12 protein-coding genes are annotated in these 13,555 nt (G+C 63.1%); 7 read left to right on the forward strand and 5 right to left on the reverse strand.

What is annotated here, in order from left to right; translation table 11 throughout:
- Nucleotides 1–4: 4 nt before the first annotated feature.
- Together kdpA and kdpF are read right to left on the reverse strand one after the other, a co-directional pair.
- Nucleotides 5–1,699 (reverse strand): potassium-transporting ATPase subunit KdpA, encoded by a 1,695-nt coding sequence (kdpA, locus tag SOP85_RS10465; RefSeq protein WP_323626907.1) that lies wholly within the window; start codon nt 1,697–1,699, stop codon nt 5–7.
- An 8-nt stretch (nt 1,700–1,707) separates the two neighbouring features.
- The gene (gene kdpF / locus SOP85_RS10470) at nt 1,708–1,797 is read right to left on the reverse strand and encodes a K(+)-transporting ATPase subunit F (RefSeq protein ID WP_007899818.1); all 90 of its coding nucleotides are present in this window, start codon (nt 1,795–1,797) and stop codon (nt 1,708–1,710) included.
- Nucleotides 1,798–2,166: 369 nt separating this feature from the next.
- On the opposite strand from kdpF, the gene SOP85_RS10475 reads away from it, so the two are divergent.
- Complete coding sequence (locus SOP85_RS10475) at nt 2,167–2,334, forward strand: DUF2897 family protein (protein WP_274073120.1); 168 nt, start codon at nt 2,167–2,169, stop codon at nt 2,332–2,334.
- A gap of 60 nt (nt 2,335–2,394) precedes the next feature.
- Here SOP85_RS10475 and SOP85_RS10480 read toward each other — a convergent pair whose 3' ends face one another.
- The 3 genes from SOP85_RS10480 to SOP85_RS10490 all read right to left on the reverse strand — a co-directional run bounded on the left by SOP85_RS10480 (nt 2,395) and on the right by SOP85_RS10490 (nt 4,999).
- Entirely contained in the window at nt 2,395–3,399 is a 1,005-nt protein-coding gene (locus tag SOP85_RS10480; RefSeq protein ID WP_323626908.1) for a GNAT family N-acetyltransferase, read from the reverse strand.
- A gap of 88 nt (nt 3,400–3,487) precedes the next feature.
- Nucleotides 3,488–4,282, reverse strand: coding sequence for a substrate-binding periplasmic protein (locus tag SOP85_RS10485; protein WP_323607064.1), 795 nt, complete (start codon nt 4,280–4,282; stop codon nt 3,488–3,490).
- Between the two features lie 93 nt (nt 4,283–4,375).
- A complete protein-coding gene (locus SOP85_RS10490) occupies nt 4,376–4,999 on the reverse strand; it encodes a TetR/AcrR family transcriptional regulator (RefSeq protein WP_274073117.1) in 624 nt (207 codons plus the stop codon).
- 178 nt (nt 5,000–5,177) lie between these two features.
- Here SOP85_RS10490 and SOP85_RS10495 point away from each other — a divergent pair, with 178 nt between their 5' ends.
- The 6 genes from SOP85_RS10495 (at nt 5,178) to SOP85_RS10520 (ending at nt 13,529) form a co-directional block, all read left to right on the forward strand.
- Nucleotides 5,178–6,980: an acyclic terpene utilization AtuA family protein gene (locus tag SOP85_RS10495; protein WP_323626910.1), complete on the forward strand. Its 1,803-nt coding sequence runs from the start codon at nt 5,178–5,180 to the stop codon at nt 6,978–6,980.
- A 12-nt stretch (nt 6,981–6,992) separates the two neighbouring features.
- Nucleotides 6,993–7,862, forward strand: coding sequence for an SDR family oxidoreductase (locus SOP85_RS10500; RefSeq protein ID WP_274073115.1), 870 nt, complete (start codon nt 6,993–6,995; stop codon nt 7,860–7,862).
- A gap of 3 nt (nt 7,863–7,865) precedes the next feature.
- Entirely contained in the window at nt 7,866–9,482 is a 1,617-nt protein-coding gene (gene atuC / locus SOP85_RS10505) for a geranyl-CoA carboxylase subunit beta (protein WP_323626911.1), read from the forward strand.
- Between the two features lie 17 nt (nt 9,483–9,499).
- Nucleotides 9,500–10,657 (forward strand): citronellyl-CoA dehydrogenase, encoded by a 1,158-nt coding sequence (gene atuD, locus SOP85_RS10510; RefSeq protein ID WP_323607061.1) that lies wholly within the window; start codon nt 9,500–9,502, stop codon nt 10,655–10,657.
- The gene (locus tag SOP85_RS10515) at nt 10,654–11,451 is read left to right on the forward strand and encodes an enoyl-CoA hydratase/isomerase family protein (RefSeq protein ID WP_323626913.1); all 798 of its coding nucleotides are present in this window, start codon (nt 10,654–10,656) and stop codon (nt 11,449–11,451) included. Before atuD ends, SOP85_RS10515 begins: the two co-directional genes overlap by 4 nt.
- Nucleotides 11,452–11,567: 116 nt before the next feature.
- Nucleotides 11,568–13,529 (forward strand): acetyl/propionyl/methylcrotonyl-CoA carboxylase subunit alpha, encoded by a 1,962-nt coding sequence (locus SOP85_RS10520; RefSeq protein ID WP_323626915.1) that lies wholly within the window; start codon nt 11,568–11,570, stop codon nt 13,527–13,529.
- Nucleotides 13,530–13,555 lie beyond the last annotated feature (26 nt).

Consider the following 13,555-nt stretch of genomic DNA (forward strand, 5'->3'; position numbering starts at 1 on the left):
TTCCTTAGAAGCCCATGCTCAGATGTTCAGCAATCGGACCCAGCGCCAGCGTCGGCAGGAAGGTCAAACCACCCACCAGCAAGATGGTCACGGTCAACAAGGTCACGAACAGCGGACCGTGGGTCGGGAAGCTGTTCTGGCCGATCGGTGCGGTCTTCTTCATCGCCAGGCTGCCGGCCAGGGCCAGCACCGGCAGGATGTAGCCGCAGCGACCGATCAACATGCCCAGGCCCAGCATCAGGTTGTGGTACGCCGTATTGGCGCCGAAGCCAGCGAACGCCGAACCGTTGTTGGCACTGGCCGAGGTGTAGGCGTAGAGCAATTGGCTGAAACCATGGGCGCCAGGGTTGCTCACCGAGGCCACGGGCCCTGGCAGGCTGGCGGCAATCGCACCGAGGACCAGCACGCCGAGCGGCATGACCAGCAGGGTCACCACCAACAGTTGTACCTCACGGGCCTGCAGTTTCTTGCCGAGGTATTCCGGGGTCCGGCCGATCATCAGGCCGGCGAGGAACACTGCGATCAGCACGTTGAGCAACATGCCGTAGAGGCCGGCACCGACGCCGCCGAAGATCACTTCGCCGACCATCATGTTGACCAGCGCGACCATGCCGCTGAGCGGGTTGAGGCTGTCATGCATGCCATTGACCGAACCGTTCGAGGCCGCCGTGGTGGTCACCGACCACAGCACCGTGGCGGTGGTACCGAAACGTGCCTCCTTGCCCTCCAGCGGTGCGGTCTGTTCGACGGCGACGTTGGCCAGGCTCGGGTTGGGCTGGTACTCGGCCCACATCGAGGTCGCGCCGCCGATCAGGAACAGGGCGAGCATGCAGGCAATGATCGCGCGGCTCTGGCGCAGGTCCTTGACGTAATGGCCGAAGGTGAACACCAGCGCGACCGGAATCAGGATGATCGACGCCACTTCGAACAGGTTGCTCCAGGCCGTCGGGTTCTCGAACGGATGCGCCGAGTTGACGCCGAAGAAGCCACCACCGTTGGTGCCCAGTTGCTTGATCGCAATCTGGCTGGCGGCCGGCCCCAGCGGGATGACCTGATCGACACCCTGCATCGTCAGCGCATTGACGTACTGCGCGAAGGTTTGCGGCACGCCCTGCCAGACCAGGAACAGCGCCAGCAGCAGGCACAGTGGCAGCAGGCCGTAGAGGGTGGCGCGAGTCATGTCGACCCAGAAGTTGCCCAGCGACGCCGTGGATTTGCGACCGATGCCGCGGCAGAGGGCTACCAGTACCGCCAGGCCGGTGGCGGCGCTGACGAAGTTCTGCACGGTGAGGCCAACCATCTGGCTCAGGTAGCTCAGGGATGCTTCGCCGCTGTAGCCCTGCCAGTTGGTGTTGGTCATGAAGCTGACGGCGGTGTTGAACGCCAGCGTCCACTCCTGGCCGGGCAGGTTTTGCGGGTTCAGCGGCAACTGGTCCTGGAACAGCAGGATTGCGAACAGCAACAGGAAACCCGCAAGGTTGAAGGCGAGCAAGGCCAGGGTGTACTTCTGCCAGCTCTGTTCGACCTGGGGATCGACGCCGGCCAGACGATAACAACCGCGTTCGACGGGACCCAGGATCGGCGTCAGCCAGGTGCGCTGGCCTTCCATGACCTTGTAGTAGAACCGCCCCAGGAACGGTGCCGGGACCAAAACCAGCGCGAAAAACGCCAGGATCAGCCAATAGTCATAACTGTGCATAGCCGCTCCTAGTTCCGGTCTGCGCGCAACAGCGCAACCAACAGATAAATGAACAGTCCCACTGCCAGCAGCAGTGACACTCCGTCCAGAACGCTCATGGAAGTTCTCCGTGTTACGGCGTATTGCCGCGTGTGGAGGTATTGTCGGCAGGGAGGCTGTAAAGGAACGAGAGCGAGGGGGCGCGCGGGGTATAAAGAAAGCGTAAAGACTGGGTTTATGGCTTGGTTACTGCGTTGTTCTGGCTGGCCCCTTCGCGAGCAAGCCCGCTCCCACAGGGGGAATGCGTTCACCCATACACTGCAAAAACCCTGTGGGAGCGAGCTTGCTCGCGATGGCGGCATGACAGGCAACATCGCAGGTGTGAAACAGGCATAGAATGGAACCACTGCGAAATCCAATCGCTCAAAGTGGTATGCACGTTCGGCAAGCGAAACCCTCGCCCGCCGACCGGCTTTCAAGGAGGTCCCATGCCCTGGTATGCCTGGTTGATTCTGATAGTTGCCATTGGCTCTATCGTTGGCGGTCTGATGATGCTGCGTGACACCGCCCACAAGGTTGAGCTGACCGATGAACAGCGCAAACGCGTCGCCGAACGCAATGCGGAAATGGACGCCAAGGAAGCGCAGGACCGCTAGCTGCAAAATCGTCCGAAGTCCTTCGCGGCATTCGGACGATTTTCTGCCGATACTCCCGGTTCAGGTCAACGAGCAGCGATCGAAGAACCGCTCGCGCCCCAGCGCCATTAACGCTGCGCGCTTGTGTGGAAAGTCGAATTCCTTCTCGCAGTAAAATCCCTGTCCTTGCATGTGCCCGATCATCTTCGCGTTGTCGGCACGGGGCTCGGCGACGACCCGTTGGGTACGTGGATCATCGATAAACAGGTAGTGCACCAGCGCCGACAGCCAGCTCGCCACCTTGTGCGGTCCACGGTGCTGTTCTTCCCCCACCAGCATATGAATGCCACGGTCGTAGTCATCCGTTTCGTAGAACGGCGCGATGCGGTCTTCCTTGGCCCAATAGGCTTCGAAGTAGGCAAAGGGCTGATCGTCGAAACAACCGATCAAGGTCAGGGTATGGGGATCGTCCTGGAGTTTGCCCAGGTACTCTCGATGCTGTTCGAGACTGCCCTGCTCCTGCCAGAAATTCGCCACTCGAGGGCTGTTCTGCCAGCGATTGAAACGCGCAAGATCCTCGTCGATGTCCACCGTACGCAGGGAAATCCAGGCCCCCAGCCTGGCATCGAAACGCCGATACACCTCGCCCCGGGGCTTCGGCGGGCGCAACGGGTGACGCTTGCCGCCGCTGAATACCATCTGCTGTGGGTAACAGCCCGTCAGCGACTGACCCAGCCACGGCTGCGGCAACTGCCAGAACAGCGTGCGTTCGCAACGGAACTGGCCGACCGTTTCGGTAGACACCAGCAATGCGCTGAGCAACGCTTCAGGTGGCGCTTCATCGAGTTGCCAGACCAGTCGCTGGCAAGCAGGGTCACGGGCGAACAACCAGTAACACGCGGCCCAGATGGCCCGGCTGTCGGGGCGTGGAGCGCCCTCGTGCAATTGCAGCAGCAACTCGGGCGCGCGGGTCTGGTGTAGCTGGATCAGCGACTGGCCTTCAAGGCTCAGGCTCAGCCCGGTTTCGGTTTCATCGGCTACGAGACGGCTGCCGTTTGGTAAAGGCAGGACATTCGGATTGAACATGGGTCGGGCTCACGATTCGTCGACAGGTCAACGTTTGACGTGAGCCAAGCCGGAAAATTTAAGCGATACACGACTTACGGTGCCCCGCTCAGTTAGCCGGCGCCGGCAAGACCGCAATTTTGTAGGGGTCGAAAATCTTCAGCATCTGGCCATTGTCCCGCAACCCTTGCAGCAACTTGCCGAAGGCCTCCCCGCTGATCGGCGCGGCCGGCCGCAGAATGGCGTAGTGGTGATAGATCTGGTCGACGCGCTCGGATACCAGCAACTCGCTGGCGACTTGCTGGTTGCGCAGAAAGTAGTCGCTCAGGTAGGACCGTGTGACCAGGGCGACATCGGCGCGCCCACGCAGCACCATCAGCAGGTTGCTGTCATGGGAGTAGGTCGACGTGGCGTTGTAGTGAGTGGCGAGATACTTGGGGTCGGCATTGAAGTTGGCGAACTCGTAGTGGTAGCCGCTGAACAACGCCAGGCGCTTGCCGCTGAGGTCGCTGAAGTAACTTTGCTGGCGCTCCGGCAAGCGTTGGGCGACGAAGATTTCGGCATCTTCCAGGCCCATGTCGACGCTGGTGTGGGGAATGTCCTTCCAGCCCCAATTGGGGTTTTCGAAGATCGCCATGTCCACCCGGCCTTGTTTGAAATCGCCAAAACGACGGGGAATGGAGGTGGGTACCAGCACGAACCGGTAGTCGCTTTGCAGGGTGTTGAGGGCCTCGACCAGTTGCGGCAACAGGCCGGTGTCGGCCCCGGATTCAGGGCGCACCGTGTAGGGTGGAAAGTGTGCGGCACCGATGCGCACCAGTTGTGCAGCCTGGGTCGGTAGAACCGATAACGCCGCGACCACCGCCAGTAAAAACCGCGAAGCCGTCCGAATTGGCGAAGACATCAAAACAACCCACTCCCGAAGTACTGCATCAATGCATTCAAGCTAGGCGGTTTCGCCCAGTTAGCCAGTTTCCTGCCGACCCGCACACCCGCCTTACTTGCCCTCCAGCACCAGGATCAAGGCCTCCTCCGCCAGTTGATCCAGGCTCATGCTGCCACCGGCTCGAAACCAGGTGGTGGTCCAGGACAGCGCCCCGGTCAGGAAGCGCCGGGTGATAAACACATCGCCGCGGATAAAACCGGCGCTCTTGGCTTGACCCAGCACCTGCAGCCAGATGTCTTCATAGATATCGCGCAGCGCCAGGACCTGGGCCTGACCCTCCTCGGACAGCGATCGCCATTCGTAGACCAGCACGGCCATGGCTTCGCCACTGCCGCCCATGATCGACTGCAATTCGCAGCGGATCAGCGCCAGCACCCGCTCGCGCACGTCGCCCGTCTCGGCGATGGCCGCCCGCATCAACGCGGTGTTGTAGCGAATGGTCTCCTCCATCACCGCCCGCAGGATCTCGTCCTTGCTCTTGAAGTGATGAAAAATGCTCCCCGACTGGATGCCCACGGCACCGGCCAGGTCGCGCACGGTCGTGCGTTCATAGCCTTTGTGGCGAAACAGGTGGGCCGCCACTTGCAGCAACTTGCCACGGGCGCTGTCGGGGTCGGTCAATTGCCCGCTGTCGACCAACTCGCGCATGACGCTCAAGGCTTTTTGCTCATCCACCCGTTCTCTCCTACAGTCGATCAGTCCAATGCCGCGCTCCCCGCGAAAACATTGGGGTTGCGCTGGCAATTTAAGCAACTGGCGACGACCAAGCAAGCGCTCGGGAAGAAGATAGTTCAGCCGTTTACAAACCAAGCGCTTGCTTGGTAGTCTCGAAGCATTGTTGCCGGAGGGGGTTATGGAGTTGATTGCGCCAAGAACGATTCGCATCGGCTGCGCCAGCGCCTTCTGGGGCGACACCTCGACCGCCGCCGCGCAACTGGTGGAAGGCGGGCACCTGGACTACCTGGTCTTCGACTACCTGGCCGAAATCACCCTGTCGATCATGGCGGGCGCGCGGATGAAAGATCCCCAGGCCGGATACGCCACTGACTTCGTCGAAGTCCTCGGGCCGCTGCTCTCCCAACTCGCCGAACAAAAGATCCGCGTGATCAGCAATGCCGGCGGCGTCAATCCGCACGCCTGTGCCGCGGCCCTGCAAGCGGCCTGCGACAAGGCCGGCGTCACCCTGAAGATCGCCGTCCTGCTGGGCGATGACCTGCAACCGCAATTCAAGCAGCTAAGCAGCCAAGGCATTCATGAAATGTTCAGCGGCGCCCCCCTGCCGCCAATGTGTGTCTCGACCAACGCCTACCTTGGCGCGCCCGGCATCGTCGAAGCCCTGCGCCTGGGCGCGGACATCGTGATCACCGGGCGCGTAGTCGACAGCGCCGTGGTCAGTGCCGCGCTGGTGCATGAGTTCGGCTGGTCGTGGCACGACTACGACAAACTGGCCCAGGCGGCGCTGGCCGGGCACATCATCGAATGCGGCGCGCAATGCACCGGCGGCAATTTCACCGATTGGCGCGATGTGCCCGACTACGAGCACATCGGCTTTCCCATCGTCGAAGTCAGCGCCGACAGCCAGTTCATCGTCAGCAAGCCCGAAGGCAGCGGCGGATTGGTCACGCCCCTGACCGTGGGCGAACAGATGCTCTATGAAATCGGCGACCCACGGGCCTACCTGCTGCCCGACGTGGTCTGCGATTTCACCCAGGTCCGGCTCGTGCAGCAAGGCCGAAACGCGGTCCGGGTGCATGGCGCAAAAGGCTTGCCGCCCACCGCCCAGTACAAGGTCAGCGCCACCTACCCCGACGGTTTCCGCTGCACCGCCAGTTGCCTGATCGCCGGCATCGATGCGGTGGACAAGGCCCGGCGTGTCAGTGAAGCGATCATCAACAAGACCTCGCAGATGTTCAGCCAGCGCGGCTGGGCGCCCTACAGCGAGGTGAACATTGAACTGCTTGGCAGCGAAGCCACGTACGGCCCCCACGGCCAGCGCCAGGACAGCCGCGAAGTGGTGATCAAGCTCGCAGTGCGCCATCCGCACAAACAGGCCTTGATCCTGTTCTCCCGGGAAATCGCCCAGGCCGCCACCGGCATGGCGCCGGGGCTGACCGGGATCGTCGGCGGCCGGCCGACGGTGTATCCGCTGATCCGCCTGTTTTCGTTCCTGATCGACAAAACCGCCTGCACGCTGGACATTGATCTCATGGGTCAGCGCCACCCCTGCGCCCTGCCCGCCCTCGATGTGCTCGACAGCGCCGAATTGCCGGTACCGTTCGAACCACCCAGGCCTTCGGGCCCGGCCGACGCCAGCGTCGCCCTGGTCAAGCTCGCGGTCGCCCGCTCCGGTGACAAGGGCAACCACAGCAACATCGGCGTCATGGCCCGCGATCCGCAGTACCTGCCGTGGATCGCCGAAGCCCTGACCCCGGAGGTGATCGTCGACTGGATGAGCCACGTCCTCGACCCGATCCACGGGCGCGTCGAGCGTTGGTACTTGCCCGCCACCCACAGCCTCAATTTCCTCCTGGAAAACGCCCTGGGTGGCGGGGGCGTGGCCAGCCTGCGGATCGATCCGCAGGGCAAGGCGTTCGCCCAGCAGTTGCTGGAAATCCAGATTCCGGTGCCCCAGCGCATCGCCGACCAGGTCAACTAGAGGATTGCCGCCATGGCCTACGATTCGATTTTCAAAGCCGATGTGTTTGCCGGCCAGACCATCATCGTCACCGGTGGCGGCAGTGGCATCGGCCGCTGCACCGCTCACGAACTGGCGGCCCTCGGCGCCCATGTGCTGCTGGTCGGGCGCAAGGCCGACAAGTTGAAAACCGTCGCCGCCGAAATTGCCGAAGATGGTGGCAGGGCTGACTGGAGCACTTGCGATATCCGCGAGGAAGAAGCGGTCACGCATCTGGTCAGCGAACTGATCCGCAAGCACGGCCCGATTCACGGCCTGGTCAACAACGCCGGCGGCCAGTACCCGTCACCACTGGCCTCGATCAACCTGAAGGGTTTCGAAACGGTGATGCGCACCAATCTGTTGGGCGGCTTCCTGATGGCCCGGGAAGTGTTCAACCAGTCCATGAGCAAACATGGCGGCGCCATCGTCAACATGCTCGCTGATATGTGGGGTGGCATGCCGGGCATGGGCCACTCGGGCGCGGCGCGCTCGGGCATGGACAACCTGACCAAGACCGCAGCCTTCGAATGGGGCCACGCCGGGGTCCGGGTCAACGCCGTGGCGCCGGGCTGGATCGCGTCCAGCGGCATGGACACCTACGAAGGTGCGTTCAAGGCGGTGATTCCGACCTTGCGTGAACACGTGCCGCTCAAGCGCATCGGCACCGAATCGGAAGTCAGCGCGGCGATCGTGTTCCTGCTCAGCCCGGGCGCGGCGTTCATCAGCGGCAGCACCCTGCGCATCGACGGCGCAGCCAGCCTCGGCGGCCGGGCCTGGCCGATCCACAAGGCGACCCACAGCGAGTCGTACAACGGCTTCCACCGCGCGTACCTGCCTGATGTGCTCAAGGACAAGGAATAAGCCATGCCGGTGATTCAGTCGCAACTCGACCCCCACAGCGAACCGTTCGCCCGCCACCGCGCGGCAATGCTGGTTGCCGTCGAGCAGCTGCGCAGCCTTGAACAGACCCTGCTGGACAAGGCGGCCGAGGCCAGACCCAAGTTCGAAAAACGCGCGCAGTTGCTGCCTCGCGAACGCCTCAACCTGTTGCTCGACCCTGGTGCGCCGTTTCTCGAGCTGGCCGGCCTGGCCGGCTACAAGCTGCACGACGACAAGGACGGCAGTGCCGCAGGCGGTGGCCTGATCGCCGGGATCGGTTACGTGTCGGGTGTACGGGTACTGGTGGTGGCGAACAACAGTGCGATCAAGGGCGGCACCATTTCCCCCTCGGGCCTGAAAAAGTCCCTGCGCCTGCAACAGATCGCCATGGAAAACAAACTGCCGGTGATTACCCTCGCCGAGAGCGGTGGCGCCAACCTCAATTACGCGGCGGAGATTTTCGTCGAAGGCGCGCGCAGCTTTGCCAACCAGGCGCGCATGTCGGCCATGGGCCTGCCGCAGATTACCGTGGTCCACGGCTCGGCGACGGCCGGCGGCGCCTATCAGCCGGGGCTGTCGGACTACGTGGTGGTGGTACGCGGCAAGGCCAAGCTGTTTCTGGCCGGCCCGCCGCTGTTGAAAGCGGCTACCGGCGAAGTCGCCACTGACGAAGAACTGGGTGGCGCCGAGATGCACGCGCAAACGGCCGGCACCGCCGAATACCTGGCCGAGAACGATGCCGACGGTGTGCGCCTGGTGCGCGAGATCGTCAGCCTGTTGCCGTGGAATGCGCGCCTGCCGATGTTGCCCGCCAGGCAATGGCAGGAGCCGCTCTACCCCATCGACGAATTGCTCGGCCTGATCCCCGATGATCCGAAAAAGCCCTACGACGTGCGCGAGATCGTCGCCCGCATCGCCGACGGCTCGAACTTCCTCGAATTCAAGGCCGAGTTCGATCAGCAGACCGTCTGCGGCCAACTGAAAATCCAAGGCCACGCCTGTGGCTTCATCGGCAACAACGGTCCGATCACGCCCAAGGGCGCGAGCAAGGCGGCGCAGTTCATTCAGCTGTGCGACCAGAGCCAGACGCCGCTGCTGTTTTTCCACAACACCACCGGATTCATGGTCGGCACCGAATCGGAGCAGCAAGGGGTGATCAAGCACGGCGCCAAGATGATCCAGGCGGTGGCCAATGCCCGGGTGCCAAAACTGACCGTCGTGGTGGGCGGTTCCTATGGCGCCGGCAACTACGCGATGTGCGGGCGTGGCCTGGACCCGCGTTTCATCTTCGCCTGGCCCAACAGCCGCACCGCCGTGATGGGCGGCGCCCAGGCCGGCAAAGTGCTGCGCATCGTCACCGAGGCCAAGCAGGCCAAGGACGGCCTGGTGCCCGACCCGAAGATGCTCGACATGCTCGAACAGGTCACTGCGCAGAAACTCGACAGCCAGTCCACGGCGCTCTATGGCAGCGCCAATCTGTGGGACGACGGCCTGATCGACCCACGGGATACCCGGACCCTGCTCGGTTACTTGCTGGATATCTGTTTTGAGGCCGAGGTGCGGCCGCTGCATGCCAACAGTTTTGGTGTAGCCCGGTTCTAATCAGGAGAACAACAAGAATGATCTTCACCCAGGAACACGAAGCACTGCGTCGCACCGTTCGCCAATTCGTCGATCACGAGATCAATCCCCACGTCGAGGAATGGGAAAAGGCCGGGCGCTTTCCGATCCACGAGATTTTTCGCAAGGCCGGCGACCTGGGGCTGCTGGGCATTTCCAAACCGGAAAAATTCGGTGGCATGGGCCTGGACTACAGCTACTCGATCGTCGCCGCCGAAGAGTTCGGCACCATTCATTGCGGCGGCATTCCGATGTCGATCGGCGTGCAGACCGACATGTGTACCCCGGCCCTGGCGCGCTTCGGTTCCGATGAGTTGCGCGATGAATTCCTGCGCCCGGCCATCAGCGGCGAGCAGGTCGGCTGTATCGGCGTCTCCGAAGTCGGCGCCGGCTCCGACGTGGCCGGCTTGAAAACCAGCGCGCGCAAGGACGGCGACGACTACGTGATCAATGGCAGCAAGATGTGGATCACCAACTCGCCGAGCGCCGACTTCATCTGCCTGCTGGCCAACACCTCGGACGACAAACCCCACGTCAACAAATCGCTGATCATGGTGCCGATGAACAGCCCTGGCATCAGCCTCAGCTCGCACCTGGACAAACTGGGCATGCGCAGCTCGGAAACCGCCCAGGTGTTTTTCGACAACGTGCGGGTGCCACAGCGCAACCGCATCGGCCATGAAGGCGCCGGGTTCATGATGCAAATGCTGCAGTTCCAGGAGGAGCGCCTGTTTGGTGCGGCCAATATGATCAAGGGCCTGGAGTATTGCGTCGACAGCACCATCGAGTACTGCAAGGAGCGCAAGACCTTCGGCAGTGCGCTGATCGACAACCAGGTCATTCACTTTCGCCTGGCCGAACTGCAAACCGAGATCGAGTGCCTGCGGGCGCTGGTGTATCAAGCCACCGAGCAATACATCAAGGGCCAGGACGTCACGCGCCTGGCGTCGATGGCCAAGCTCAAGGCCGGTCGCCTGGGCCGCGAGGTCAGCGACAGTTGCCTGCAATACTGGGGCGGCATGGGCTTCATGTGGGACAACCCGGTGGCCCGCGCGTATCGCGATGTACGCCTGGTGTCGATCGGCGGCGGCGCGGACGAAATCATGCTGGGGATCATCTGCAAGCTGATGGGCATCCTGCCGGGGAAAAAGCCATGAGCACCCTGCCCGCTTGCCAGACCCTGCTGCTCGAATTGCACAACGGCGTACTGCACATCACCCTCAATCGACCGGACAGCCGCAACGCCATGAGCCTGCAGATGGTCAGCGAACTGCGTGCGGTGCTGGCGGCGGTGCACGAGGACCGGGGGATTCGGGCCCTGGTGATCGGCGGTGCCGGCGGGCATTTCTGCGCCGGCGCCGACCTCAAGGACATGGCCAACGCGCGCGCCCAGGGCCCGAGCGCGCACCGCGATCTGAATCGGCTGTTCGGTGCGTTGCTGCAGGAAGTGCAGCACGCGCCGCAAGTGGTGATCACGGTCTTGCAAGGCGCGGTGCTTGGTGGCGGTTTCGGCCTGGCCTGTGTCAGCGACATTGCCCTGGCCGATCACCAGGCGCAGTTCGGCCTGCCGGAAACCAGCCTCGGCCTGGTGCCGGCGCAGATCGCGCCGTTCGTGGTCCAGCGCATCGGCCTGACCCAGGCACGCCGCCTGGCACTGACGGCGGCACGTTTCGACGGCACCCAGGCGCGGCGGATGGGGCTGGTGCATTTTGTCGAGCACGATGCGCAGGCGTTGGCCGAACGGCTCGATGAGGTGTTGGCGCATGTGTTGTGTTGTGCGCCGGAGGCGAATGCGGCGACCAAGAAATTGTTGCTGGCGAGTGCGGGGCAGCCATCGGATGAACTGCTGGATCAGGCGGCCGAGTGGTTCAGCGAGGCGGTGACTGGGGCTGAAGGGGTCGAGGGGACCCTGGCTTTTGTGCAAAAAAGAAAACCGGGGTGGGCCTCTTAAAAGCTTCGCTGGCAAGCCAGCTCCTACAAGGGTCTGCGTCGCACACAAAACCTGTAGGAGCTGGCTTGCCAGCGAAGGGGCCGTCACATTCACCGCAAAAACCCAGGGAATAAAACATGCCCGGATTCAACAAAATCCTGATCGCCAACCGCGGTGAAATCGCCTGCCGCATCCAGCGCACCGCCCAGGCCCTGGGCTACCGCACCGTCGCCGTCTTCAGCGATGCCGACGCCGACGCCCTGCACGTGCACATGGCCGACGAAGCGGTAAACATCGGCCCGGCCCCGGTGCAACAGTCCTACCTGAACATCGAAGCGATCATCGACGCGGCCCGACGTACCGGGGCCGACGCCATCCACCCGGGCTACGGTTTCCTCTCGGAAAATGCCGGTTTCGCCCGTGCCTGCCAAAACGCCGGCATCACCTTCATCGGCCCCAGCCCCGAAGCCATCGAGCTGATGGGCAGCAAACGGCTGTCGAAACTCGCCATGCTCGACGCCGGGGTCCCCTGCATCGCCGGCTATCAGGGCGCCGAGCAGGACGATGCGACGCTCAGCCGCGAAGCCGATCGCATCGGCTACCCGCTGATGATCAAGGCCAGCGCTGGCGGTGGCGGTCGCGGCATGCGCCTGGTGCACGATGCCGGCGAGTTGCTGGCACAGATCCGCACCGCACGCTCCGAAGCGCTGCATGGATTCGGCAGCGATGAACTGATCCTCGAACAGGCGTTGATCGACCCGCGTCACGTCGAGGTTCAGCTGTTCGGCGACCAACAGGGCAACCTGATCTACCTCGGCGAGCGCGACTGTTCCATCCAGCGCCGTCACCAGAAAGTCATCGAGGAAGCGCCCTGCCCGGTCATGACCGCCGAACTGCGCCAGGCCATGGGCGAAGCGGCGCTCAAGGCCGGTCGCGCGGTCAACTATGTCGGCGCCGGCACCGTGGAATTCCTCCTGGATGCCCGCGGGCAGTTCTATTTCCTGGAAATGAACACCCGGCTGCAGGTAGAGCATCCGGTCACCGAACTGATCACCGGGCTGGATCTGGTGGCCTGGCAACTGCAGGTCGCCGCAGGGCTGCCGCTACCGTTGCGCCAGGAGCAGGTGCAACTCAGCGGTCACGCCATGGAAGTGCGCTTGTACGCCGAAGACCCGGCCCAGGACTTTGTCCCGCAAACCGGGCGCATCGCCCGCTGGGAACCGGCGCTGCAGAGCGGCGTGCGCATCGACCATGGGCTGATGGAAGGGCAGCAGGTCAGTCCGTTCTACGATTCGATGCTGGGCAAGATCATCGCCCATGGCGCGACCCGTGAAGAAGCCCGGCGCAAGTTGCTGCGGGCGGTGCAGGACAGCGTCCTGCTGGGCCTGCCGAGCAACCAGCGCTTGCTGGCCGGCCTGCTGGAACATCCGCAGTTCATCAGGGGCGAATTCAGCACCGGGTTCATTACGACGCATTTCGCCGAACACCCTTGCCTTCAGGCCCCTGTACCCCGCGCTGAAGAACTGGCGATTGCCGCGGCGCTGTTCCACCACGGGTCGGCACGGATTCATCCCGCCGCGCTGGCCGGTTGGCGTAACAACGCCAGTGTGCCGCTGCACTACCACATCGGCCTGGGGGATCAGGACTGGCCCGTGCAACTCAACGCGGTACCGGGGCAGCCCTACCGGATTCAAATCGCCGCACAGGTGCTCAACCTGACCGTTATCCAGTGCGACGGTCGCTGGGTCACCCTGGACATCGACGGCATCCGCCAGCGTCATGCCTACCTTCTCGAAGGCGAGCAACTCTGGCTATTCACTCGCCCCGGCAGCCTGCAACTGGTGGATCGCACCCAAGCGCCGGTCTGCAGCCAGGCCAGCATCAGCTCCGGCACCCTCAAGGCGCCCATGGACGGTGCGGTCATCGACGTGCTGGTCAGTGAAGGCAGCCAGGTCAGCAAAGGCCAATTGCTGGTGGTGCTGGAAGCCATGAAAATGGAACACCCACTCAAGGCGGGTATCGACGGCGTGCTCAAGCGCTTGCAGGTGCAGGTGGGCGACCAGGTGAAAAACCGGCAGATTCTGCTTGAGGTCGAATAAGTCGCTAGGCGTAACCGCCGGGTTTG

Origin of the sequence: Pseudomonas sp. YuFO20, assembly GCF_035064975.1 — a bacterium.
GTDB classification, from domain to species: domain Bacteria; phylum Pseudomonadota; class Gammaproteobacteria; order Pseudomonadales; family Pseudomonadaceae; genus Aquipseudomonas; species Aquipseudomonas putida_AE.